This is a genomic window from Curtobacterium sp. L6-1, assembly GCF_018885305.1.
In the GTDB taxonomy this organism is placed as follows: domain Bacteria; phylum Actinomycetota; class Actinomycetes; order Actinomycetales; family Microbacteriaceae; genus Curtobacterium; species Curtobacterium aetherium.
Map to the genome: position 1 here is coordinate 1994098 of NZ_CP076544.1, position 22815 is coordinate 2016912.

The 22815-nt window shown below is 72.4% G+C and carries 24 protein-coding genes; 13 read left to right on the forward strand and 11 right to left on the reverse strand.

Annotated elements, in window-relative coordinates:
- Window positions 1-73: 73 nt before the first annotated feature.
- A complete protein-coding gene (locus KM842_RS09050; RefSeq protein ID WP_216257686.1) occupies window positions 74-961 on the reverse strand; it encodes a LysR substrate-binding domain-containing protein in 888 nt (295 codons plus the stop codon).
- A 69-nt stretch (window positions 962-1030) separates the two neighbouring features.
- On the opposite strand from KM842_RS09050, the gene KM842_RS09055 reads away from it, so the two are divergent.
- The 3 genes from KM842_RS09055 (at window position 1031) to KM842_RS09065 (ending at window position 2736) form a co-directional block, all read left to right on the forward strand.
- Complete coding sequence (locus tag KM842_RS09055; protein WP_216257687.1) at window positions 1031-1519, forward strand: GNAT family N-acetyltransferase; 489 nt, start codon at window positions 1031-1033, stop codon at window positions 1517-1519.
- 71 nt (window positions 1520-1590) lie between these two features.
- Complete coding sequence (locus tag KM842_RS09060; RefSeq protein ID WP_216257689.1) at window positions 1591-2490, forward strand: SDR family oxidoreductase; 900 nt, start codon at window positions 1591-1593, stop codon at window positions 2488-2490.
- Between the two features lie 39 nt (window positions 2491-2529).
- Complete coding sequence (locus tag KM842_RS09065) at window positions 2530-2736, forward strand: hypothetical protein (protein WP_110823655.1); 207 nt, start codon at window positions 2530-2532, stop codon at window positions 2734-2736.
- Between the two features lie 55 nt (window positions 2737-2791).
- Here KM842_RS09065 and KM842_RS09070 read toward each other — a convergent pair whose 3' ends face one another.
- A complete protein-coding gene (locus KM842_RS09070; protein ID WP_253206062.1) occupies window positions 2792-3979 on the reverse strand; it encodes a MalY/PatB family protein in 1188 nt (395 codons plus the stop codon).
- A 260-nt stretch (window positions 3980-4239) separates the two neighbouring features.
- On the opposite strand from KM842_RS09070, the gene KM842_RS09075 reads away from it, so the two are divergent.
- Window positions 4240-5016 (forward strand): isocitrate lyase/PEP mutase family protein, encoded by a 777-nt coding sequence (locus KM842_RS09075; protein ID WP_216257694.1) that lies wholly within the window; start codon window positions 4240-4242, stop codon window positions 5014-5016.
- 163 nt (window positions 5017-5179) lie between these two features.
- Here KM842_RS09075 and KM842_RS09080 read toward each other — a convergent pair whose 3' ends face one another.
- Together KM842_RS09080 and KM842_RS09085 are read right to left on the reverse strand one after the other, a co-directional pair.
- Window positions 5180-7018, reverse strand: a complete 1839-nt coding sequence (locus KM842_RS09080; RefSeq protein ID WP_253206063.1) for an amidase family protein — start codon at window positions 7016-7018, stop codon at window positions 5180-5182.
- Window positions 7019-7080: 62 nt separating this feature from the next.
- Window positions 7081-7908, reverse strand: coding sequence for a cohesin domain-containing protein (locus tag KM842_RS09085; RefSeq protein ID WP_216257698.1), 828 nt, complete (start codon window positions 7906-7908; stop codon window positions 7081-7083).
- Window positions 7909-8052: 144 nt separating this feature from the next.
- Here KM842_RS09085 and KM842_RS09090 point away from each other — a divergent pair, with 144 nt between their 5' ends.
- Complete coding sequence (locus KM842_RS09090) at window positions 8053-8676, forward strand: HD domain-containing protein (protein WP_216257700.1); 624 nt, start codon at window positions 8053-8055, stop codon at window positions 8674-8676.
- A 253-nt stretch (window positions 8677-8929) separates the two neighbouring features.
- Window positions 8930-9217, forward strand: coding sequence for a hypothetical protein (locus KM842_RS09095; protein WP_110912028.1), 288 nt, complete (start codon window positions 8930-8932; stop codon window positions 9215-9217).
- Window positions 9218-9378: 161 nt separating this feature from the next.
- Here the strand turns inward: KM842_RS09095 and KM842_RS09100 are convergent, their stop codons facing one another.
- The 4 genes from KM842_RS09100 to KM842_RS09115 all read right to left on the reverse strand — a co-directional run bounded on the left by KM842_RS09100 (window position 9379) and on the right by KM842_RS09115 (window position 12443).
- Window positions 9379-9711 (reverse strand): hypothetical protein, encoded by a 333-nt coding sequence (locus tag KM842_RS09100; RefSeq protein ID WP_216257701.1) that lies wholly within the window; start codon window positions 9709-9711, stop codon window positions 9379-9381.
- A gap of 372 nt (window positions 9712-10083) precedes the next feature.
- Window positions 10084-10458: a hypothetical protein gene (locus KM842_RS09105; RefSeq protein ID WP_216257703.1), complete on the reverse strand. Its 375-nt coding sequence runs from the start codon at window positions 10456-10458 to the stop codon at window positions 10084-10086.
- Between the two features lie 199 nt (window positions 10459-10657).
- A complete protein-coding gene (ychF, locus tag KM842_RS09110) occupies window positions 10658-11731 on the reverse strand; it encodes a redox-regulated ATPase YchF (RefSeq protein ID WP_216257705.1) in 1074 nt (357 codons plus the stop codon).
- Between the two features lie 154 nt (window positions 11732-11885).
- On the reverse strand, window positions 11886-12443 hold the full coding sequence (locus tag KM842_RS09115; protein WP_216257707.1) for a hypothetical protein: 558 nt from the start codon (window positions 12441-12443) through the stop codon (window positions 11886-11888).
- A 57-nt stretch (window positions 12444-12500) separates the two neighbouring features.
- Here KM842_RS09115 and KM842_RS09120 point away from each other — a divergent pair, with 57 nt between their 5' ends.
- Both KM842_RS09120 and KM842_RS09125 read left to right on the forward strand, forming a co-directional pair.
- Window positions 12501-13166: an exonuclease domain-containing protein gene (locus KM842_RS09120; RefSeq protein WP_216257709.1), complete on the forward strand. Its 666-nt coding sequence runs from the start codon at window positions 12501-12503 to the stop codon at window positions 13164-13166.
- Between the two features lie 96 nt (window positions 13167-13262).
- Window positions 13263-14522 carry a DNA recombination protein RmuC gene (locus KM842_RS09125; protein WP_216257711.1) on the forward strand — a complete coding sequence of 420 codons (1260 nt, stop codon included), beginning with the start codon at window positions 13263-13265 and terminating at the stop codon, window positions 14520-14522.
- A gap of 158 nt (window positions 14523-14680) precedes the next feature.
- Here KM842_RS09125 and glpX read toward each other — a convergent pair whose 3' ends face one another.
- On the reverse strand, window positions 14681-15670 hold the full coding sequence (gene glpX / locus KM842_RS09130; protein WP_111051233.1) for a class II fructose-bisphosphatase: 990 nt from the start codon (window positions 15668-15670) through the stop codon (window positions 14681-14683).
- A gap of 154 nt (window positions 15671-15824) precedes the next feature.
- Between glpX and fbaA the strand changes: the two genes are divergently transcribed.
- Together fbaA and KM842_RS09140 are read left to right on the forward strand one after the other, a co-directional pair.
- The gene (gene fbaA, locus KM842_RS09135; protein WP_216257713.1) at window positions 15825-16853 is read left to right on the forward strand and encodes a class II fructose-bisphosphate aldolase; all 1029 of its coding nucleotides are present in this window, start codon (window positions 15825-15827) and stop codon (window positions 16851-16853) included.
- Between the two features lie 126 nt (window positions 16854-16979).
- Entirely contained in the window at window positions 16980-18239 is a 1260-nt protein-coding gene (locus KM842_RS09140) for a M18 family aminopeptidase (RefSeq protein WP_216257715.1), read from the forward strand.
- 216 nt (window positions 18240-18455) lie between these two features.
- On the opposite strand, the gene KM842_RS09145 is transcribed toward KM842_RS09140, so the two are convergent.
- Window positions 18456-19289: a DUF6264 family protein gene (locus KM842_RS09145; protein WP_216257717.1), complete on the reverse strand. Its 834-nt coding sequence runs from the start codon at window positions 19287-19289 to the stop codon at window positions 18456-18458.
- On the reverse strand, window positions 19286-20350 hold the full coding sequence (locus KM842_RS09150) for a 4-hydroxy-3-methylbut-2-enyl diphosphate reductase (RefSeq protein ID WP_216257719.1): 1065 nt from the start codon (window positions 20348-20350) through the stop codon (window positions 19286-19288). Before KM842_RS09150 ends, KM842_RS09145 begins: the two co-directional genes overlap by 4 nt.
- Window positions 20351-20473: 123 nt before the next feature.
- Here KM842_RS09150 and xseA point away from each other — a divergent pair, with 123 nt between their 5' ends.
- From xseA to KM842_RS09165, 3 genes are all read left to right on the forward strand, one after another.
- On the forward strand, window positions 20474-21793 hold the full coding sequence (gene xseA / locus KM842_RS09155) for an exodeoxyribonuclease VII large subunit (protein WP_301183784.1): 1320 nt from the start codon (window positions 20474-20476) through the stop codon (window positions 21791-21793).
- A gap of 99 nt (window positions 21794-21892) precedes the next feature.
- Window positions 21893-22156 (forward strand): exodeoxyribonuclease VII small subunit, encoded by a 264-nt coding sequence (locus KM842_RS09160; RefSeq protein ID WP_216257721.1) that lies wholly within the window; start codon window positions 21893-21895, stop codon window positions 22154-22156.
- Window positions 22153-22791 (forward strand): DUF4245 domain-containing protein, encoded by a 639-nt coding sequence (locus tag KM842_RS09165; protein WP_216257723.1) that lies wholly within the window; start codon window positions 22153-22155, stop codon window positions 22789-22791. Before KM842_RS09160 ends, KM842_RS09165 begins: the two co-directional genes overlap by 4 nt.
- Window positions 22792-22815 lie beyond the last annotated feature (24 nt).

Consider the following 22815-nt stretch of genomic DNA (forward strand, 5'->3'; position numbering starts at 1 on the left):
CCGGCGGGCGCCGGAGTTGCGCTGGTGCCGGTGCGCTGCTCGTGCCGGTGCCGGTGCCGCGGTCATCCGGCCGTCAGTCGGCTGCGGCGGCGAAGTTGCGGAGGACCTCGCGGTCGTCGTCGGCGCGCGCGGCCCACACGAGTTCGCTCCGGTACGGGCTGTCCTCGAGCGGCAGGAGCACCACGGTGTCCGGCGCCGCGAGCGCCGCGCTCTCCGGCAGCACCGTCACCCCCAGCCCGACACCGACCAGGTGCAGGACGGTCGCCCACGTCGTCGCCTCCTGCACGATGACGGGCCGGCGCCCACCTGCCGCGACCGGCGCGGTGTTCCGCTCGGTGGCCAGGACGCCGGCCTCCGCCGGGAAGAACACGAACGGGTCGTCGAGCAGCTCCGGCCCCCGCACGGTCGACCGCTCCGCGAACCGGTGGTCCCGCGGCACCGCGGCGACGAACGGCTCGCTGCGGAACCGGGTGAAACGCACGCCGTCGACCGGGTCCGGGTCCCGCACGACCGCGAGGTCGAGTTCGCCGCGCTGGACCGCGGCCACGAGGCGTGACGAGAACCCCTCGGTGAGCTCGACCCGGACCGCCGGGTAGCGGGCACGGAACCGTTGCACGCGCTCGATCGGCCCGAGCGGCAGCGCCGACACCACGAAGCCGACGTCGAGCCGACCGGCCTCGCCCCGTCCGACCTGCACCGTCTCGTCGAGGTCCCGCCGGGCCTGCGCCAGGAGCGAGCGCGCACGTCCCTGCAGCACGCGTCCGGCCGGGGTCAGCGCGACGCTCCGCGAGGTCCGGGCGAACAGGTCGACGCCGAGGGCGACCTCGATCCGGCGGATGAGCTGCGAGAGGGCCGGCTGCGCGATGCCCAGGTCGGCGGCGGCTCGTCCGAAGTGCAGTTCGTCGGCGAGCGCCAGGAACGCCCGGAGCTGACGGAGGTCGACCTCGGGAGCACGTTCCATGCACGGAGCCTATCGATCCGTCCGAACGAGTATTGGACGCGACTGCATCGGCCGTCCGAGGATGGGGCCATGCCCGACACCGAGACCACCGCGGTCGTCATCGACGACATGTCCTCCCCCGCCGACGCGACCGCGTTCCGGCTGCTCAACGAACGGTGGATCACCACGTTCTTCACACTCGAGGACGAGGACCGCCGGCTCCTCGGCGACCCCGAGCAGCACATCGTCGCTCCCGGCGGTGTCGTGCTCGTCGCCCGCATCGGCAGCACCGTCGTCGGCTGCGTCGGACTCGCGCCGCACGGCGAGCACGCGTTCGAACTCCTGAAGATGGCCGTCGACCCCGACCACCAGGGACACGGCACCGGCCGCCGGCTCATCCGCGCGGCGATCGACCGGGCCCGCGACCTCGGTGCCCGCCGGGTCCTGCTCGAGACGAACAGTCGCCTGACGAGCGCCGTGCACCTGTACGAGACGTCGGGGTTCCGCCACCTGGGCGCCGACGAGCACCCGCCGAGCCCGTACGTGCGGGCGGACGTCGCGATGGCGCTCGACCTCTGACGCCGGCGGGGGCAGGCCGGAGTGCGCACCGGTTGACGAGCCTCCCGGCCGTCCGGCGTACCGTCCGCGACATGCCCCGCGACCAGTACGAGTACAGCGACCCGACGACCCGTTACCCGAACACCAGCCCCGAGCCGCAGCAGCAGCCCGAGCCCGGCCTGGAGTCGAAGATGGACCCGAAGCCGGACCACGGCGAGGACTCCTACCGGGGCACCGGACGCCTCCAGGGCCGCCGCGCACTCATCACCGGCGCCGACTCCGGCATCGGTGCCGCGGTCGCCATCGCCTACGCACGTGAGGGTGCGGACATCGCCCTCGCCTACCTGCCCGACGAGGAGGAGGACGCGCAGCGCATCGTCGCCCTCGTCGAGGCGGCCGGACGCAAGGCCGTCACCATCCCCGGCGACCTGACCGCCAAGAACTACCCGGCCGCGCTGGTCGAACGCGCCGTCGCCGAGCTCGGCGGCCTGGACGCCATCGTCACCTGCGCCGGCAAGCAGCACTGGCAGGCCGAGGTCACCGACATCCCCGACGACCAGCTCGTCGACACGTTCACGGTGAACGTCCTCTCGCTGTTCCGCCTGGTGCAGGCCGCGCTCCCCCACCTCGAGCCCGGCTCGACGATCATCACGACCGCGTCGATGGAGGCGTACCAGCCGGCCCCCGACCGGCTGGACTACGCAGCGTCGAAGGCCGCGATCAACAACTTCTCGAAGGGCCTCGCGCAGTCGCTGATCGGCCGCGGCATCCGCGTCAACGTCGTCGCCCCCGGGCCGACGTGGTCGGTGCTGCAGGTGTCCGCGGGCGTCGACCCCGAGACGCTGCCGGACTTCGGGTCGAGTGAGTCGCCCATGGGCCGCCCCGGTCAGCCCGCCGAGCTCGCCCCGGCGTACGTGTTCCTCGCCTCGCACGAGTCGAGCTTCGTCGCCGGCGAGACCCTCAACGTGAACGGCGGCATGGTCACCCCCTGACCGTGGCCCGTCGGAGCGGAGCGTTGCTACGCTCACGGCATGGCGACGCACGAGGTCCAGGCCGTCCGTGAACAAGGCATGTGGCAGGTGTTCATCGACGGGTTCCCCGTGACCGAGGTCCGTCGCTGGCCCTCGGTCGCGTTCGTGGCCCGCGAGTGGATCTCCCTCACCGACCAGGTCCCCTCGCGGGAGGTCGACCTGCACGTGACCGTGATCGGTCGCAACCACTTCGCACCCGTCGCCTGAGCCGGAGGCGCGCCCCCGCGTCACGCACCGCGCGTCACGCATGACGCGCCACGCCTCACGCGACGTGCCAGACCACACCCTCCTGCGCGCCCGACGGGTACGCCGCCGCGATCCGGAGCACCGCCTCGCGCAACGTGTCCGGCGAGCACGCCAGGTTGATCCGCGCGAACCCCCTCCCCTGCACCCCGAACGGCAGGCCGGAGTTGAGCGCCACGTACGCGTGCTCCCGGAGCTGCACGGCGGGGTCGTCGCCGAGGCCGATGCCCCGGAAGTCGAGCCAGGCGAGGTAGCCCGCGCGGGGCCGCGCGTAGACCACCCCGGGCAGGTGCTCGGCCAGCAGCTTCGCGAGCAACCGGTCGTTGGCGACGATGCGGTCCACGACGTCGTCGAGCCACCCGACGGCCAGGCTGAACGCAGCGAGGTTCGCGTGCAGCCCGAGGATGCTCGTCCGACAGGCGACCTCCTCCCACAGGGTGTCGAGGAGCTCGGCGGTCCGGGCGTCCCCCGCGACGATGACCGAGCACTTCACGCCGGCGAGGTTCCACCCCTTGCTCGCGCTCGTCACGCAGACGCTGCGCGCCCCGAGGGGCTCGGCGATGCTCGCGAACGGCGTGAACTGCACGCCCGGGTGCGTCAGCGGGGCGTGGATCTCGTCGCTGATGACGAGGACGTCGTACCGGGCGGCCAGCTCCGCGAGCGCGACGAGGTCCGCCCGGTCGTGCACGAGCCCGATCGGGTTGTGCGGGTTGCAGAGCAGGAACACGCGCACCCCGTCGGCGAACGCCCGCTCGAGGCCGTCGAGGTCGAGCCGGTACACGCCCCACTGCTCGCGGATCGGCACCTCCTCGACCTGACATCGGGCCTCCTCGACGAGCTCGAAGAACGGCGGGTAGACCGGCGGCGTGATCGCGACGCGGCCACCGTCGGGCAGAGCGAGCCGGAGCGTCTCGACGATGCCGACGCTGACGTCCGTCGCCAGGTACACGCGCTCGGGGTCGACCTCCCAGCCCCAGCGGTCGCGGGCGAAGTCGGCGAACGCCGGGGCGAGCGGCCCGGGTCCGTCCAGGTAGCCGAGGTCCGACTGCTGCACCCGCTCGACGAGCGCCTGCCGGATCTCGGGCGCGACCTCGTGGTCCATCTCGGCGACGAACAGGGGCAGGACCTCGGGCGCGTACCGCGTCCACTTGATGCTGGTCCGGACACCGCGGAGCGTGCCGACCGGGTCCTGCGCGTCGCTCACCATGTGTCCCAGCATGCCTCCGCCGGGAGGCCCGGTGCGAGTCCCCACGTCATCCGGCGTCGTCTGCGCCCCGCCGCCGGCGCCGTCCGCCGGCGTCCGTCCGCTCGTCACCCCGGACCGTTCGTGCTGAGCGACACCGTTCGGGCCGCCGCCCGCGACGCGTGTCGCGCAGCGCGAACGCTCCGCAGCGCATCGCCCGGCGCGCATCGACCGCCGCGCATCCAAGGCGGACGACGGCGCACGGCACGCCTACTGTCGGCGACATGACGACGAACACCGCCGAGAAGGCGACGACCCTGCAGTCCCTGCACGAAGCTCCCGAGATCCTCCGCGTGGTGAACGTGTGGGACGCGATCAGTGCGAAGACCGTCGCGGCCCTGCCCGAGACCCGGGCGATCGCCACCGCCGGCCATTCGATCGCGGCGTCCTACGGGTACGAGGACGGCGGCATGCCCCTCGAGCTCGCCCTCGCCGGCGCGAAGACCGTCGTGGACGCAGTCGACCTGCCCGTCACCGCGGACCTCGACGACGGCTACGAGGACCCGGCCGAGACCATCCGCCGCGCGATCGGCCTGGGCATCGTCGGCGCGAACGTCGAGGACCGTCTTCGCCCCTTCGACGAGTCGGTCTCCCGCGTCGCCGCGATCATGAAGGCCGCCGAGCAGGAGGGCGTCGCCTTCCAGCTCAACGCCCGCACCGACGCGATCGCGAAGGGTGGCGACCGGCCGATCCAGGAGAGCATCGCCGACGCCATCGCACGCGGCAAGGCCTTCCTCGACGCGGGCGCCCCGCTCGTGTTCGTCCCGGGCGGCCACCAGCGCGAGGTCGTCGAGCAGCTCGTCGAGGGCCTTGGCCGCGGCAAGCTCAGCGTCATCGGGCTGCCCGGCGCCCTCCCCGCCACCGCGTATGAGGCGCTCGGCGTCGCACGCATCTCGTACGGGCCGCTCACGCAGCGCGTGGCGCTCCGTGCGCTCCGCGACCTCGCGACGGACCTCTACGACGGCGGCGTCGTGCCCGAGGACACCCCGGTCCTCAACTGACGGTCGCGGCTGCGGAGCCGCGACGAGACGGACGGGAGGCCCGACACCAGCTGGTGTCTGGGCCCCCACCGGCCGGTGCCGGACCGACGCGCCAGCGGCGGGCCGGCCGTGACCGGTGGGGAGCCTCCCGTCCGTCAGTCGGTCGCGTCAGCGACCGGCGTGCTCACCCGAGCGCCGGGTACAGCGCCGGGCTGGTGCGGGCGTGCGTCGCCTGCTCGAACCCGTAGCCGAGACCGATGACGGCGCCCTCGTCGTAGGAGCGGCCGAGGAACTCCAGGTTCACGCCCGCCCCGGTGATCGTGGCGTCCGCCGCGGTGGCCTGTCCCATCGGGACGGTCACGGCCGGCATGCCGGTGTTCGGGCTGAGCCGCATGTTCGTGCCCTGCGTGCCGTACGGCGTGCCCGACGGGTAGACGAGCGCGTCGAGGTCCTGCGCGTCCATCATCCCGGTGACGACCTGCTTGCCGGTCGCGATCTGCGTCGTGTGCGAGCCCTCCGGACCCGCCCAGGCCTGGTACTGCGCCTCGGTGATCGCGTTCCGCTGCTGGTACGTACCCTTCCGGCTCGGCACGTACTTCCCCGAGTCGAGGATGCCCTGCAGCGAGCGCGCGGCGACGTCCGGGTCGAGGTGCTTCGCCACGTACTGGTCCAGGTCGTGCTTGAACTCGTTCGTGCTGCCGCTGCCCTCGCTGAGGACCCGGTCGAACTCGGGCGTCGCGGTGATCGGCACGACGGTCGCGCCCTGGGCCTCGAGGGTCGCCCGGGCCTCGGCGAAGAGCCGCGCGGTGGTTCGGTTCGTCCCCACCATCGAGGTGACGTAGCCGATCCGCTTGCCCTGCAGGGCCGTCGGGTCGAGGAACTGCGTGTACGAGGTCGAGACCTTGCCGGTCTGCCCCTGCGTGACGGGGTCGGCGGCGTCGACACCGGTGACGGCGTCGAGTGCCACGGCGGCGTCGGTCACCGAGCGGGCGATCGGCCCGCCGGTGTCCTGCGAGAGCGCGAGCGGGATGATGCCGTCACGGCTCGTCAGGCCGACCGTCGGGCGGATACCGACGAGTTGGTTGTACGACGACGGGATGCGGATGGACCCGCCCGTGTCGGTGCCGAACCCGATGCCCGCCAGGTTGGCCGAGATGGCCGCACCGGTGCCGCCGCTGGACCCGCCGGCGGTCTGGCTCGTGACGTACGGGCTGGCGACGAGGAGCGACGAGCCCGTCGGCTGGTTCGACGAGAACTCGGAGACGAAGCCGTAGGCGAACTCGTCGAGGCTCGCCTTCGCGAGGACGACCGCCCCGGCCTTCCGCAGACCCGTCACCATCGCCGCGTCGGTCGTGGTCTGGTTGTCGTCCCAGCAGCCGCAGCCGCCGGTGGTCGGCATGTCCTTCGTGTCGTAGTTGTCCTTGAGCGCGATCGGGACGCCGAGGAGCATGCTCGTCATCCCGTTCGCGGCACGCTCGGCATCAGCGGCCTCCGCAGCGGCGATCGCCCCGGCGTTGGTCGTGACGATCGAGTTGAGCGGACGTCCGCCCGTCCCGGTGTCCGTGGTGGTCCGGTCGTACGCGGCGATGCGGTCGAGGTAGTCCTGCGTGATCTCGGCCGAGGTCGTGACCCCGGCGTTCATCGCGGCCTGCATGTCGAGGGTGGAGGCCTCGACGAGCGTGAACGGTCCGTCGTCGTAGATCATCCGCTGCGACAGACCGGCGACGTCCGTGAGCGTGATCGTCCCGTCACTGTCGGTGTCGGCGGCCGAGACCGCCGACCAGTCCGCGTCGGCGGTGGTGGCGCCGAGGTGGTCGGACAGGACGGTGAGGTCTGCGCGGGTGATCTGGTGGTCGCCGGTCAGGTCGAGCGCCGTGTAGTACGGGGCGAGCATGGCCGCGGGGCTGGCGTCGACCACGGCCGGTGCAGCGTTGGCGGCGAGCGAAGGGGTCGCGACGACGGCGGTGCCGACGAGGGCCAGGAGCGCGGCTCCGGCGACGGTGGTGCGACGGCGGCGGGTCACGGGGGTTCCTCCGGGGGTTCGGGTCGAGGTGGCGTCGGTCGCCTGGGTGCGGCCCGCGGCGGTCATCGCGCGTCCTCCGCACCGGCGGCACGGGAGGCACGGCGACGGGCCACGACGAGGCCGGCGCCGGCGAGGAGCAGGGCGACGCTGGCGGCGACCCACGGTGCGAGGTCGGCGCCGGTCCACGCGAGGGCACCACCGGCGGGTGCCGCCGAGGTGTCGGTCACCGGGTCCACGGACCCACCGGCGCCCGTTCCGGTCCCGGTCCCGGTGCCGCCGGTCCCGCCCGGGACAGTGCTCGGCGTCGCGGTCGGCGCAGCCGTGGGCGTGCTGGGAGGGCCGGCGGTCGGCGTCGGGCTCGGCGTCGGGACCGCGGCGATCGTCACGGTCGTCGAGGCCGGGTCGGTCAGGGTGGTGGTGCTGCCGTCGGTGGCGACCAGGGTGACGCTCGTGACGGCGAGGTCGACCGTGGCGGGGCTCGTCGCGGTCAGCTCGACCGATGCGGCGAGGTCACCGGACACTGCGGGCGAGGTGCCGAGGCGGGTGTGCAGGAGCGTGACGGTGTCGCCGTCCTGCTCGACCGAGTCGAACCCGCCGTCCGGGCCGGTCGCGCTGCCGTCCACGACCTCGACGGCGTCGGCGTCCGCCGCGATCTCGATCTGGTAGGCGAAGACATCGGTCGTGTCGGGCAGGGTCAGGGCGACGTCGACCGTGTCGCCGACCGTCACGGAGGCCGGTGCGGTGATCGTGGCCGTCGTGGCGATCGGTGCCGCTGCGGCCGGTGACGCGGCGAGGACGGCGAGTCCGACGCCTCCCGCGGTGACGAGGGCCGTGCGGAGTGTGGTCAGGCGGGTGGTCGGGCGGGAGCGGAGCCGAGTGCGGTGCTGCATCCGTGCGGGTCCTTCGTCGGGGTTCGGGCTGAACGCTTGCTCAGTGCTCGAACCGTAACGACGGGGTGTTTCGCGCTCGGGCCCGATCGGTTTCCCACGTGTTACGCCTTCCGAGCGGGCCGTCGCTGCCACTAGCGTGCGGTCATGCCACTCGACGTCGACGCCCTGTTGACCCCGCCGACGAACACCGCCGCGCGGGCGCTCGACGTCGTCCGGACGTGGTCGTCACCGGCCCTCGTGCACCACTGCCTCCGTTCCTGGGTGTGGGCGACGCTGCTCGCGCCCACGATCGACCTCGAGCCGGACGCGGAGTTGCTGTTCGTGGCGACGATGCTCCACGACCTCGGGGTCGCCCCGCACTTCGACGCGGTCACCGTCCCGTTCGAGGTCGCCGGCGGAGCAGTGGGCAGCGTCTTCGCCACGGGCGCTGGGTGGCCCGTCGCGCGCGCGACCCGCGTCGCCGAGGTGATCGAGCGGCACATGTGGCTGTCGGTCGACCCGACGAGGGACGTCGAGGGGCACCTGCTCGAGGTCGCGACGTCCCTCGACGTGTCCGGCGTCGGGATGGAGCGTTGGGACGAGGACGACCTCCGCGCCGTGACCGCGGCGCTCCCCCGGCAGGGCTTCTTCGACGCATTCGACGGCCTCGTGACGGACCAGGCCGGGCGGAAGCCGGACTCCGCGGCTGCACGCTTGCACCGCTCCGGGAACGTGCGACTCGGAGGCGAGCGTTGGGCGGGCCTCCTGGCCGGCGGGACCGGAAACTGACGGCGCGACTGGACAGACGGACGACTGCGGAGTAGTGTCCTCATTTGGTGCATTGCAGCGAACCCATCTGACTCGCGCACACCGACCGTCTCGAACCGATCCCCCTGGGTCGCATTCCAGCGAGACCAACGCTCCCCGACTGGCGAGCATGCACGTCGAATGTCGACGTGCGCGTCCGCGCTCCTGCGGCCGACGAGACCATGGAGTCCGTCCGGCCCCGCGCGACGCCGAACGACTGAAGAAAGACAGCACCATGACCACGAACGAACACACCATCATCACCGGGACCGCCATCGCGGCGCCCACCGTCTCCCCCGACCGCATCGCCGAGTTCCCCGTGCGTGAGGACCGCTCGCAGCGCGAGTACCTCGTGCGCATGCCGGCCGACGACCTCGGGCTGTTCCTGACGCCCGGCGTCCGCGTCGCCGTCGACGGCGAAGCGGGCTGGGTCGTCCCGGGCCGCTCCTGGCGCGGCGAGGCCAGCCGGACCATCCTCCAGGCGCGCGCCGTGCGTGCGCCGGAGCTGGCGCTGGCGGCCTGACGCCCGCTCGGGTTCGATCGGACCCGTACGACGAGACGCCGTCCCTTCCGGGGCGGCGTCTCGTCGTGGTCGTGGTGGCCTCCGACGGACGCTCGCGAGCGTTCGCCGGTGGGCCTCCCGACCGCGTGGCTGGTCGAGCCTACGGCTGGTCGACCGCGCGGTCAGTCGTCCTCGGAGGCGCCGAGGAACGGAGTCCGGCCGTCCGCGTTGACCGGCTCCCGGTCGCCGCACCGTGCCGCCGCGTCGCGGAGACGACGGATGAACGCCGGGTCCTCCGGTTCGAGTTCGTCGTCCGGCGCCTCCCGGAGGAGCAGTTCGCTCGACGGACCGATGAGCATCCGGGTGCGTTCGAGTGCTCCGTCGTCCCCGACCGAGGGCACCGCGACCGTGTCGGTCCTGGTGTTCGCCCCGAGCACGGCGGCGTAGTCCGCGACCGCGTCGGCGATCAGGTCCCCCGTGAGGACGTCCGTGCCGTCGTAGTGGATGTACTTCACGATGTGCCCTCCCTGGTCCCCACGGTAGGCACCGGGGTTCCGGGAGCGGCACAGGGTGGGTCGGCGAGCGCGGGGACTGGACATCAGCGACCTACCGGACGTCGCCGACCGCGACACGTCAGCGCTTCAGAGCAGCTCGGCCTTCGGGTAGAGGACCCACGGCCGGCACCCGACTCCGGTCAGTGCTCCTCCGCCACCCGCTCGACCACTTCGTGGTCAGCAGGCGCACGCCGGACATCCGGGCGACGAGGTCGACCCCGGTCTCCACGTGTCCGTTCTCCCAACGAGCGTCGTAGCGGTACTCCCGTTACGACCGTCGGAGCCAGCGCGACGGTGATCTGCCGCCTGCCGCTCGCCGCCCGCCTCCTGGCATCACGCCGTCGGGGGGTCAAGGCCGGCAGCGCCGCCCAGGACTTCCTCGTCCGTGGCCGTGCCGCCGAACGGGTACTGCACCCAGTGCTCCCGGTCGCCCGACTCGAACAGCTCGACGGCTCGGGACCGGCAGTGCTGCTCGTCGTTCCGGGAACCGCTGGGGGCGATGCCGAGCGCGTCGCGCAGTCCCGCAGTGTCCACCACGAACGAGGTTCCTGCGCCGCTCGACACCTCCCACGTGGTGACGCCGGCGGTGAACAGGAACCGGCGCTCCGGTCGTCCTGCGACGCGGAAGTACCGCGTGCCCAGTGGGCCCGGCTCCGGAGCTGCTGGGGGTCCTGCTGCGTCCTCGCCCTGCATCTCGCGGTGATCCATCCGTCCCTCGTTCGCCCGGAGCTGTGCCCGCTCGTCGACCGACGTGGGCAGGTGGTCCTCTGCCGGATCGTGGACCCGGGACGGTAGCGCCTGTTGCTTCCCCGGGCCGGGTTTCCGACCCGCTGCGCATCGCGCACGACGGGTCCACCGTACCCACCGGTGGCGACGAGCACCACGGGAACGGGCAGGACAACGGACCTCAGTTGTTGAAGCGGAACTCCACCACGTCGCCGTCCTGCATGACGTAGTCCTTGCCCTCGATGCGGGCCTTCCCCTGCGCGCGGGCCTCGGCGATGGAGCCGGTCGCGACGAGGTCGTCGAACGAGATGACCTCGGCCTTGATGAAGCCCTTCTCGAAGTCCGTGTGGATGACGCCCGCGGCCTGGGGAGCCTTCCACCCCTTGCCGATCGTCCACGCGCGGGACTCCTTTGGACCGGCGGTCAGGTACGTCTGCAGCCCGAGCGTCTCGAACCCGATGCGGGCGAGCTGGTCGAGGCCGGACTCCGTCTGGCCGGTGGACTCGAGGAGCTCCGCGGCGTCCGCCGGGTCGAGGTCGATGAGCTCGGACTCCACCTGGGCGTCGAGGAACACCGCGTTCGCCGGGGCGACGAGTGCAGCGAGCTCGGCCTTGCGGGCCTCGTCGGTCAGGATGGCCTCGTCGACGTTGAACACGAAGATGAAGGGCTTGGCGCTGAGCAGCCCGAGCTCCTTGATCGGCTCGAGGTCGACCGTGCTCGCGGAGAGCAGGACGCCCTTCTCGAGCTCGGCCTTCGCGGCGTTCGCCGCCTCGAGGACGGCGGGCTCGGCCTGCTTCAGCTTGAGCATCTTCTCGTACCGCGGGAGCGCCTTGTCGATGGTCTCCATGTCGGCGAGGATCAGCTCGGTGTTGATGACCTCGAGGTCGTCCTTCGGGGAGACCTTGTTCGCCACGTGCACGACGTCGTCGTCGGTGAAGCCGCGGACGACCTGCGCGATGGCGTCGGCCTCGCGGATGTTGGCGAGGAACTTGTTGCCGAGCCCCTCACCCTCGCTCGCGCCCTTGACGATGCCGGCGATGTCGACGAACGACACCGGCGCGGGCACGGTCTTCTCGGAGTGGAACAGCTCCGCCAGCTGGTCGAGCCGCGGATCGGGCAGGTTCACCACGCCGACGTTCGGCTCGATCGTCGCGAACGGGTAGTTCGCCGCGAGCACCTGGTTCTTCGTCAGGGCGTTGAACAGGGTCGACTTGCCGACGTTGGGGAGACCGACGATTCCGATGGTGAGAGCCACGGGAGCACAGCCTACCGGCGGCAGCCCGCCGGAGCCGACCCGCGCCTCCAGGCCGCTGCTCAGCCGCCGCCCGAGGCGGGGCCCTGGTGATCAGCGAGACGACCGTGCTCACGAGCCCGCGGGACCCGGCGAGCACCCCACGGCGGTCGCGACGCTACTGCCGCCGGCCCCCGCCGACGAGGTCGGCGACCCGCGCGGAGACGGCCTCCAGCACCTCGGCCTGGAGGCGCTGGGACCGGCGCCAGTCACCGGTCACCTCGAGCGCGTGGCCGGCACCGTCGACGGTCCGGAGGCGCGCCCGCGTCCCCGGGACACGGTCCGGGCGCCACATCGGATCGGCCGACCCGCCGACGGCCAGGTGGGTGTCATCGGCTGCGGCGAGCGCGTCGCGGACCGCGTCCTCGGTGAGCACCGGAGTGAGCCAGATGCCCGGGATGCCCTCGGCGACCGCCCACGGGAGTGCGGAGCACCCGAAGGACTTGGCGACCACGAGGTCCGGGCGACGTCCGGCGAGCGCCGACCCGACGTGTCCGAGGACGAAGCCGACCGGGTCTGCGTGGCCCGCCTCGTCGACCGTCCACCGTGGCGCGACGACCGTGCAGCCGGCCTGTCGGGCGATCGCGTCCGTCCACCAGAGCAGTGGCGCCTGCTGCCCGTAGCCCACACCGGCGAGCACGAGGACGAGGGGGCTGCGCTCGGGTCCGCTCTCCATCGTCCGAGTCTGCATCGAACCGGTGTCGGACGCACCACGCCGGACGCGATTCCGGTGATGTCGGTTCCCCGTGCGACGATCGGGGGCGTGTTGAACTTCACCGCGATCGACTTCGAGACCGCGAACAACTCGCCCGCCAGCGCGTGTTCGGTCGGACTCGTGAAGGTGCGCGGCGGCCGTGTCGTCGAGCGGGCCTCCTGGTTCATCCGACCGCCGGCCGGGCACGATGCGTTCCTCGAGTGGAACACCCGCATCCACGGGATCGTCGAGACGGACGTCACGCACGCGAAGTCGTGGGAGCAGCAGTACCCGGACCTGGTCGCGTTCGCCGACGGGGACGTGCTCGTCGCCCACAACGCCCGCTTCGACATGGGCGTCATCGCCGGAGGGTGCGCGGCGACGGGCATCGAGATCGGCGAGCACCACTCGATGTGCTCGCTGCAGGTGGCCCGGAAGACGTACACGCTCGACTCCTACCGACTGCCCGTCGCGGCGCAGGCTGCGGGCTTCTCCGGGTTCCAGCACCACGACGCCGCAGCCGATGCCGAGGCCTGCGCGGCGATCGTCGTGCATGCGGCGGGGTTCCACGGCGTCCCGACGGTCGAGGCCCTCGGCGCGGTGACCCGGGTGACGATCAACCCCGTCCGCGCGCGGGTCGAGAAGCCGAGGTCGGCGACACCGCAGCCGCGCCTGTCACGTCGGCCGATGGTGTTCTCGGACTGAGGCCCGCGGCGCTCCGCCCGTCTGCGGGCCGGCGTCCGTCGCCGCGTCGGTCCGGCCGGGAGGCGCGCTGTCGGTGGCCCCTGCCAGGGTCGCGTCATGCAGATCCTCGCCCTGGTCATCGGCCTCGTCCTCGGTGCCCTCGTCGGTGCCGTCGTCGCGTGGTCGCTCGCGAAGTCCCGCGCCGGTGTCGACGCGGCGGTTGCCCACGCGACGGCGGACGCCCTCCGCGCACAGCTCGAGGAGTCCCGGCACGACGCCGACGACCGACTCGACGCGCAGGACACGCAGTACCGCCGCCAGGTCGACTCGCTCGAACGCCGGGCAGCGGAGCTGGAGCACCTCGTGCAGCGGTTGCACGGGGCGGAGTCCGCACGGGCGCAGGACGAGTCGAAGGTGCTCACGGCCCTGAGCCCGGTCGCCGACACGCTGCAGGTGATGCGCGAGAAGATCGCCGAGCTCGAGCGCTCCCGGAGCGAGCAGTACGGCGCACTCTCGGCACAGCTCCGGTCGGCCGCCGAGTCCGAGGAACGCCTGCGCGCGACGGCCGAGACGCTCGCCGGCGCCCTGTCGTCGAACAGCACCCGCGGCGTCTGGGGCGAGACGCAGTTGCGGAACGTCGTCGAGGCCGCCGGGCTGCTCGAACGGGTCGACTTCGACGTCCAGTCCTCGGTGACCACCTCGGCCGGCGCCGCCCGACCGGACATGATCGTGCACCTGCCCGGCGGGAAGTCCATCGCCGTCGATGCCAAGGTGCCCTTCGCCGCCTACCTGCAGGCGTCCGAGATCCCCGCGAGCGCCATCGGGGCCGAGGCCGCCCGCCGCGACGACCTCATGGCGCAGCACGTCAAGGCACTCCGGGCCCACGTCGACGCCCTCGCCGCGCGGGAGTACTGGTCCGGCTACGATGCCTCGCCCGAGCTGACCGTGGCGTTCATCCCCTCCGAGTCCCTCATCGCGAGCGCGCTGGCGGCGGACCCGGGGCTGCTCGACCACGCGTTCCGGAAGCGCGTCGCCCTGGCCTCGCCGGTGACGCTGTGGTCGGTGCTCAAGACGGTGGCGTTCTCGTGGCAGCAGGACGTCGTCACGCAGGAGGCCCGTGAGCTCTTCCGGGTCTCCCGCGAGCTGCACGGACGCCTGTCGACGATGGCGACGCACGTGGACAAGCTCGGCCGGTCGATCCGGGGCAGCGTCGTCGACTACAACCGCTTCGTGGGGTCGCTCGAGCGGCAGGTGCTCCCGAGCGCCCGGCGGCTGTCGCTGCTCGACGAGTCGAAGGTCATCGCGGACCCGGCGTCGATCGAGGACGAGCCGCGACTGCTCACGGCGCCGGAGCTCGTCGCGGCGACCGAGGACTGACCGCGGCGCGTGCCGCGCGACGGTGGCGCGGACCGCACCGGGTCCGCGGTCCGCGGTGGTCCTGGACGACGAGAACCCGCTCGCACCACGGGGCGTCCGTGGTCTGAGCGGGTTCTCGTCGAGCGGCGCCGATCGGCGCAGGCGTCAACGCGTGGGGATCAGAACCACTTCTCGGCGCGGTGGTCGGCCTGGATGCGGCGGATCGTGTTCGAGCGGGACCGCAGCACGAGCGAGTCGGTGTGGATGACCCCGCGCGAGCGGCGGACACCGTCCACCAGGACGCCGTCGGTGACACCGGTCGCGACGAAGAACGTGTTGTCGCCCGTGACCAGGTCGTCCTGGTCGAGGACCTTGTCGAGGTCGTGCCCGGCGGCGATGGCGCGCTCGCGCTCCTCGTCGTCCTTCGGCTGGAGCTTGCCCAGGATCACGCCGTCGAGCGCCTTGATCGCGCACGCCGTGATGATGCCCTCCGGGGTGCCACCCACGCCGACGCACATGTCGATGTTCGACCCGGGCAGCGCGGCCGCGATGCCACCGGCCACGTCACCGTCGAGCAGCAGCCGCGTGCCGGCACCCGTGGCACGGATCTGGCGGATGAGCTCGTCGTGACGAGGACGATCGAGCACGGCGACGACCATGTCCTCGAGGTCCTTGCCCTTCGCCTTCGCGAGCGCACGGATGTTCTCGCCGATCGGCTTCTCGAGGTCGAGGACCCCGCGGCCCTCGGGCCCGGCGGCGATCTTGTCCATGTAGAACACGGCCGACGGGTCGTACATCGACCCGCGGTCGGACACGGCCATGACCGAGATGGCGTTCTGGCGGCCGGCGGCGGTCAGCGAGGTGCCGTCGATCGGGTCCACCGCGATGTCGCAGGCCGGGCCGTGCCCGTTGCCGACGTGCTCGCCGTTGTAGAGCATCGGGGCGTTGTCCTTCTCGCCCTCGCCGATGACGACCACGCCGTCGAAGTTGACCGTGCCGAGGAACTTGCGCATCGCGTCGACCGCGGCGCCGTCGGCGAGGTTCTTCTCACCACGACCCACCCACGGCTGGGCACGGATCGCGGCGGCCTCCGTCGCACGCACGAGCTCGAGCGCCAGGTTGCGGTCGGGCTGGAGGAACAGGGAGCCGGTCTCAGTGGTGGGAGTCACAGCCCCGAGCCTACCGAGCCGCGCCCCTCCGCCCTCCCCGCGCGGACGGATGTGCAGGACGCCACTCCTCCACAGGTGGCGTCACACCCACCCCGCGCCAACCCCGTCCTGACTAGCATCGGCGAGGACATCACCGAAGTCGAAGGAGATCCCAGTGCCCATCGCAACGCCGGAACAGTACGCCGAGATGATCGACCGCGCGAAGGCCGGGAAGTTCGCGTACCCCGCGGTCAACGTGTCGTCGTCCCAGACCATCAACGCGGTCCTGCAGGGCCTGACCGAAGCCGGGTCGGACGGGATCATCCAGGTCACCACCGGCGGGGCGGACTACTTCGCCGGGCAGACCGTCAAGAACCGCGCCGCCGGGGCCCTCGCCATGGCGGCGTTCGCGCACGAGGTCGCGAAGAACTACCCGATCACGGTCGCGCTCCACACCGACCACTGCCCGAAGGACGCCCTCGACGGCTTCGTCCTCCCGCTCATCGCCGCGAGCGAGGAAGAGGTCCGTCAGGGTCGCAACCCGATCTTCCAGTCGCACATGTGGGACGGGTCGGCCGTGCCCCTCGACGAGAACATCGAGATCGCGAAGACCATGATCGAGAAGACGCGCAACATCAACGCGATCCTCGAGGTCGAGATCGGTGTCGTCGGCGGCGAAGAGGACGGCGTGCAGCACGAGGGTACGAACGACGCCCTGTACACGACCGCGAACGACGTCGAGCGTGTCGTCGAGGCACTCGGCATGGGCGACCAGGGGCGGTGGATCGCGGCCCTGACCTTCGGCAACGTGCACGGCGTGTACAAGCCGGGCAACGTGAAGCTCCGTCCCGAGCTCCTCGGCGAGATCCAGGACGCCATCGCGCAGAAGCACGGCACCGGCCAGAACCCGCTCGACCTCGTCTTCCACGGGGGCTCCGGCTCGACCGACGACGAGATCCACGAAGCCGTCCGCAACGGTGTCATCAAGATGAACATCGACACGGACACGCAGTACGCGTTCACCCGGTCGATCGCGGGTTCGATGTTCTCCAACTACGAAGGCGTCCTGAAGATCGACGGCGAGGTCGGCAACAAGAAGCAGTACGACCCGCGTGCCTGGGGCAAGGTCGCCGAGTCCGCCATGGCGGCGCGCGTCGTCGAGGCGACGAAGGTCCTCGGCTCCGCGGGGCAGTCCCAGAGCTGACCGGTCCGACACACCCGGTACCTTCCGGGAGGCACGGGGGCGCGTCCGACGGACGCGCCCCCGTGCGCCGCCGTGGCGGGTGTGGCCCCGAAGCCCGACGCGCGGGGACCGTGCCACGATGGACGGATGACCGTCGACGCCATCACCAGCGAGTTCGCCCACTTCGTCACGGAGTCGCCGACCGCGTTCCACGCCGCCTCGGTCGCCCGTGACCGGCTCGTGGCAGCGGGCTTCACGGACCTCGACGAGACCGCCGTCTGGCCGACCGAGCCCGGCGCGTACGTCGTGGTCCGCGACGGGGCCGTCATCGCGTGGCGTCTGCCCGAGGGCGCGACCGCGACCACCCCGTTCCGCATCCTCGGCGCGCACACCGACTCCCCCGGCTTCCGGGTCAAGCCGAACCCGTCCGTCCGCGTCGGCGGGTGGGAGCAGCTCAACGTCGAGGTCTACGGCGGCCCGATCCTCTCGACGTGGTTCGACCGCGACCTCCGCATCGCCGGTCGTGTCGTGCACCGCGACGGACAGGTGTCGCTCTTCGACACCGGGCACGCGGTCGCGCGCATCCCGAACCTCGCGATCCACCTCGACCGCGGCGCCAACGACGGCCCCGCGATCGACAAGCAGCGGCACACGCTGCCCGTCGTCGGCACGGACGGTACCGCTGGCGGGACGGACGCCGTCGAGTGGTTGCGCTCGCGCCTCGGCGAGACCGCCGTCTCGTGGGACCTCTTCCTCGCGGACGCGCAGGCCCCGGCGCGGATCGGCATCGAGCAGGACTTCCTGGCGTCGGCGCGGATGGACAACCTGACGAGCGTGCACGCCGGACTCCGCGGACTCCTCGCGGCCTCGGGCGACGGCGACCACATCCCGGTGTTCGCCGCGTTCGACCACGAGGAGATCGGTTCGTCGTCGCCCTCGGGCGCCGGTGGCCCGTTCCTCGAGGACGTCCTCGCCCGCGTGCAGGAGGGCCTCGGTGCGTCGCGGTCCGAGAGCGCCCGCGCGTTCCGTGCCTCGTGGCTGCTGTCGAGCGACGCCGGACACCTGGTGCACCCCAACCACTCCGAGAAGCACGACCCGACGAACCGGCCGCGTCCGGGCGCCGGACCCCTGCTGAAGATCAGCGCGAACCAGCGGTACATGACCGAGGCGAAGGGCACCGCGGTGTTCGCCGCCGCGTGCGAGAGCGCGGGCGTCGCGTACCAGCCGTTCGTCAACGTCAACACGATCCCCGGTGGATCGACCATCGGCCCGATCGCGGCGACGCGGCTCGGCATCCCGACGATCGACATCGGCGTCGGGCTGCTGTCGATGCACTCGGCCCGGGAGCTCGTGCACGTCGACGACCTCGCCGCGCTGCACGCCGTGGTCGCCGCCTTCCTGGCCTGACGGTCGGGCTCGGACCGGCCCGCCCGACGATCAGGCACGCCCGATCGGACGGGCCCGCTCGATCGAACGCGCCGGGGCGCCCCCGGACGCCTCCCCCGTCAGCGCTGGCCCCCGGCGTCGCCGGCGTCCACCACAGACGCGTCACCGAGCAGGCCGAAGACCGACGTGGTCGACGCCGAGCTGCCTCCGGCGGTCAGCGGAGCGGCCCGGGTCGTCCTAGCCGGCGGCGTGCTGCATGAGGGCGCTGACGAAGCCGCCGTCCTGGAACACGACCACGACGAACACGATCGTGCTGAACACGGTCGCCACCGCTCCCCCGAGCAGCGGCACCCAGAACGTCCGCTTCGCCGCGCGCAGCCGCACGACCGACCACCAGAGCGTGAGCGCGTAGACCACGAGCATGCCCACGGCGCTGACCATCGCGGCACCGTTCAGCGAGCCCGGGTCCTGCAGCGCGGTGTAGTTCGTCTCGAGGGTCTGCCGGACAGCGGACGCGACGGAGCTGATCGACAGCGACTGCACGACGCTCACCAGGCCCATCGCCAGCAGCACGAACGTCAACAGCACGTCGACCGGCGAGGCGCCGAGCCGTCGGACCGGAGCACCTGCCCCGTCGGTCCGCCCTCCCGGTCGGTGCGACGCGTCCGCGCGGTCAGCGGAGGTCGGCCGGACAGCAGTGTCGGGACGGTCGCCGGTCGAGCGTGTCCGGTCCTCGGGACCCCGACGTCGGCCGCCGCGGTCGGCGCCCGTGGTCGGACCGGAGGCGGCCGCTCGCTCGCGGTCGAGTCGTTCCTGCCGCTCCTGTTCGACGAGCACCGGGTTCACCCACCCCTCGGGGGCGTACTCGCCGTACTGCGGCGCGGGACGCCCACCGGGCGTGCCGCCCTGGGCGGGACCGGTGGGCTGGGCGTCTGCGGAGTCGGCGGACGGGGCGGGGGTGATCCGGGCCTCCTGGCCGTCGACGGCGGTGGCATCGCGGTGGGGGACGCCGTGCCAGCCGTCGGCCTGCTCGCGCGTCCGCGCGTCCGTCTGGTCCTGCCGGCCGGTCACCGGGTCCGCCCGCCGAGCGGACGCGTCGGCTTGCCGGCCGCGTCGGTGCGCAGTTCGCGCGGGAGCGAGAACATCAGGTCCTCGTGGGCGGTCACGACCTCCTCGACCGAGCCGTACCCGGCGTCGGCGAGCTGGTCCAGAACCTCTGCAACCAGGACCTCCGGCACGGAGGCGCCACTCGTCACGCCGACGGTGGCGACGCCGTCGAGCCACTCCTGGCGGATCTCCTCGGCGTAGTCGACACGGTGGGCGTCCTTCGCGCCGTACTCCAGCGCGACGTCCACGAGCCGGACGCTGTTCGACGAGTTCGCGGACCCGACCACGATCACCAGGTCGGCGGCGGGCGCGACCTTCTTGACGGCGACCTGGCGGTTCTGGGTGGCGTAGCAGATGTCGTCCGAGGGCGGGTTCTCGATCGAGGGGTACTTCTCGCGCAGGAGTCGGACCGTCTCCATGGTCTCGTCCACGCTCAGGGTGGTCTGCGAGAGCCAGACGAGGTTGTCCGGGTCGGGGACCTCGAGCGCGGCGACGTCGGCCGGTCCGTTCACCAGGATCGTCCGCTCGGGGGCGTGGCCCATGGTGCCCTCGACCTCTTCGTGACCGGCGTGCCCGATGAGGATGATGGTGCGCTCCGCCTTCGCGAAGCGGGTCGCTTCACGGTGCACCTTGGTGACGAGCGGGCAGGTGGCGTCGATGGCGTGCAGGTCGCGGTCCGCGGCGCCCGCGACGACGGCCGGTGAGACACCGTGGGCGCTGAAGACGACGTGCGAGCCGCGGGGGACCTCGGCGACGTCGTCGACGAAGACCGCGCCGCGCTGCTCGAGCGTGGAGACGACGTGGACGTTGTGGACGATCTGCTTGCGGACGTACACGGGCTCGCCGTACTGCTCGAGCGCCTTCTCGACCGCGACCACCGCACGGTCCACCCCGGCGCAGTACCCGCGCGGGGCGGCGAGCAGGACGCGCTTGGTCCCGTCGACGGGCACGTCCCGCAGACGCCCACGGGCAGCGGGGACCCGCGGCGGGGCGAGCGGGACCGAGTGGCCGTTGGTGATCGTCACGTCCCCGATGATAGGTGAGGGGGTCCCGCGCAGCCTGGGCACGGACGAGGCCGTGGAGAACCCCGGACCACCGGGATGTCACCGGTGTCCGGCAGCATGACGAGCACGACCGGGAGGAGCACGATGGCGATCGAACAGGGGCCACCCACGGCAGAGGACCCGTGGCCGGTCGCGCTGCTCGGCGCGAAGCTCCGCGACTGGATCGACCGGCTCGGCGTCGCCTGGGTCGAGGGTGAGATCACGCAGTGGAACGTCGCCGGCGGCAACGTCTACGGCAAGCTCAAGGACGTCGACGTCGACGCGACGGTGTCCTTCTCCATCTGGTCGAGCGTGCGCTCCCGGGTGCCGGCCGACCTCAAGCAGGGTGCCCGCGTGGTCGCCGCGGTGAAGCCGAACTACTGGGTCAAGGGCGGCTCGCTCACCATGCAGGTGGTCGAGATGAAGCACGTCGGGCTCGGTGACCTGCTCGAACGGCTCGAACGGCTCCGGCGGGCCCTCGCCGAGGAGGGCCTGTTCGACCCGTCGCGCAAGAGGCGCCTGCCATTCCTCCCGCACCGGATCGGCCTGGTCACCGGCAAGGACTCCGACGCCGAGAAGGACGTCAAGCGGAACGCCCAGCTGCGGTGGCCCCAGGTCGAGTTCCGCACCGTGCACACCGCCGTCCAGGGCGACCGTGCCGTGGCCGAGGTCACGGCGGCGATCCAGGAACTCGACGCCGACCCCGAGGTCGACGTGATCATCGTCGCCCGCGGTGGTGGCGACTTCCAGAACCTCCTCGGCTTCAGCGACGAAGGGCTCGTCCGGGCCGCCGCCGCGGCGACGACCCCCATCGTGTCGGCCATCGGGCACGAAGCCGACCGGCCGATCCTCGACGAGGTCGCCGACCTCCGCGCCTCCACGCCGACGGACGCGGCCAAGCGGGTCGTCCCGGACGTCGCCGAGGAGCTCGCGAACGTCCGTCAGGCCCGCGCGCGGCTCGGCCTGCGGCTCTCGCACACCCTCTCGGTCGAGGCCGACCGGATCGCCGCGCTGCGGTCCCGACCCGCGCTCGCCTCCACCGCCTGGCTCGTCGACTCCCGCGCCGAGGAGGTCGCCCGCGACCTCTCGCGCGCCCGTGAACTCCTGGACCGGCGCATCGAGCGCTCCCACTCCGAGGTCGGCCACCTGACCGGACGGCTCCGGGCGCTCTCGCCGCGCGACACGCTCCGGCGCGGGTACGCCATCGTCCAGACGAGCAGCGGTTCGGTCGTGCGCGGGACGGACGACCTCGACGGCGCGACGCCGGTGCACGTGACGCTCGGCACGGGGACGGCGGTCGGGACGCTCGAGGCGGACGGCCCGGGGCCGGACGGCTCCGGCCCGCGCGGCTCAGGGACCGACGGTCCCCGGTCGGACGGATCCGGAGCCGACGCGTCGGGTCCGGCCGGGTCGGGCTCGGCCTGATCCAGGAGGCCCGTCCCCCGCTCTGCGCGGACGGCGCGGTCCTCCACAGCCTGCGTCGGGCAGCGGAACCGTCGGTGGCGGCTCGGTAGGATCGTCAGCGTGTCTTCCGAGCAGCAGTCCGAGCAGTCCGACGTCCGCTCGCTGAGCTATGAAGCGGCGCGGGACGAACTCGTCCGCGTCGTCTCCGAACTCGAGCAGGGGTCGGCGACCCTCGAGCGTTCCCTGGGTCTGTGGGAGCGCGGCGAAGCCCTCGCGGCGCGGTGTGAAGAGTGGCTCGTCGGCGCGCGGGCACGGCTCGACGCAGCGCGGGCGGCGACCGAGGACGGCGCTGCCGACCAGGCGGCACCCGGTGACGAACGATGAGCGACCCGGAGACCGGACGCCCGATCGTCGCCGAGCTCGGACGTCCCGAGACGCCCGAGGAGACCTGGGCCCGCAAGGACACCGCACGGCGCGCTCGTCGTGAGCACCAGACGGCGTTCAACCTCGTGCTGGCGCTCATCGCCTCGCTCGGCATCGTGCTGTTCCTGGTCGCGGTCGTCGTGCGTCCCGACCAGTCGATCGACCGCGCGGTGGACTACCGCCAGGTCGCCGAACAGGCGGACGTCTCCGGCGCCACGCTCCTCGTGCCCTCGCTGCCGTCCGCGTACACGTCGAACCACGCCGAGTACCAGTCGGGGTCGTCCCGCGGGGTCGCCGTCTGGACGATCGGGCTCCTGACGCCGGACGACCAGTACATCGGCATGCACCAGGGCATCGACGCCAACGCGACGTGGGTCGCCGACCAGCTCGAGCAGAAGCCGGCCACGGGCTCCCGGACGATCGACGGCACGAAGTGGACCGTGTACGACCGCCGCGACGAAGGCAAGGACGCGGGCAACAACACCTACGCCCTCGTGACCACGTCCGGACGCGACACCGTGGTCCTCGCCGGCACCGCCGACGACCGCTCCTTCCGCACCGTCGCGACCGCCGTGGGCAAGCAACTCAGCGAGTGACGCCGACGGCCCGCGGCCGCTCCG

What these genes read in the sequence shown, in the direction of transcription:
- KM842_RS09050 (WP_216257686.1), bottom strand. Translation starts at nt 961, where the DNA reads ATGGAACGTGCTCCCGAGGTCGACCTCCGTCAGCTCCGGGCGTTCCTG.
- KM842_RS09055 (WP_216257687.1), top strand. Translation starts at nt 1,031, where the DNA reads ATGCCCGACACCGAGACCACCGCGGTCGTCATCGACGACATGTCCTCC.
- KM842_RS09060 (WP_216257689.1), top strand. Translation starts at nt 1,591, where the DNA reads ATGCCCCGCGACCAGTACGAGTACAGCGACCCGACGACCCGTTACCCG.
- KM842_RS09065 (WP_110823655.1), top strand. Translation starts at nt 2,530, where the DNA reads ATGGCGACGCACGAGGTCCAGGCCGTCCGTGAACAAGGCATGTGGCAG.
- KM842_RS09070 (WP_253206062.1), bottom strand. Translation starts at nt 3,979, where the DNA reads ATGGTGAGCGACGCGCAGGACCCGGTCGGCACGCTCCGCGGTGTCCGG.
- KM842_RS09075 (WP_216257694.1), top strand. Translation starts at nt 4,240, where the DNA reads ATGACGACGAACACCGCCGAGAAGGCGACGACCCTGCAGTCCCTGCAC.
- KM842_RS09085 (WP_216257698.1), bottom strand. Translation starts at nt 7,908, where the DNA reads ATGCAGCACCGCACTCGGCTCCGCTCCCGCCCGACCACCCGCCTGACC.
- KM842_RS09090 (WP_216257700.1), top strand. Translation starts at nt 8,053, where the DNA reads ATGCCACTCGACGTCGACGCCCTGTTGACCCCGCCGACGAACACCGCC.
- KM842_RS09095 (WP_110912028.1), top strand. Translation starts at nt 8,930, where the DNA reads ATGACCACGAACGAACACACCATCATCACCGGGACCGCCATCGCGGCG.
- KM842_RS09105 (WP_216257703.1), bottom strand. Translation starts at nt 10,458, where the DNA reads ATGGATCACCGCGAGATGCAGGGCGAGGACGCAGCAGGACCCCCAGCA.
- KM842_RS09115 (WP_216257707.1), bottom strand. Translation starts at nt 12,443, where the DNA reads ATGGAGAGCGGACCCGAGCGCAGCCCCCTCGTCCTCGTGCTCGCCGGT.
- KM842_RS09120 (WP_216257709.1), top strand. Translation starts at nt 12,501, where the DNA reads ATGTCGGTTCCCCGTGCGACGATCGGGGGCGTGTTGAACTTCACCGCG.
- KM842_RS09125 (WP_216257711.1), top strand. Translation starts at nt 13,263, where the DNA reads ATGCAGATCCTCGCCCTGGTCATCGGCCTCGTCCTCGGTGCCCTCGTC.
- KM842_RS09140 (WP_216257715.1), top strand. Translation starts at nt 16,980, where the DNA reads ATGACCGTCGACGCCATCACCAGCGAGTTCGCCCACTTCGTCACGGAG.
- xseA (WP_301183784.1), top strand. Translation starts at nt 20,474, where the DNA reads ATGGCGATCGAACAGGGGCCACCCACGGCAGAGGACCCGTGGCCGGTC.
- KM842_RS09165 (WP_216257723.1), top strand. Translation starts at nt 22,153, where the DNA reads ATGAGCGACCCGGAGACCGGACGCCCGATCGTCGCCGAGCTCGGACGT.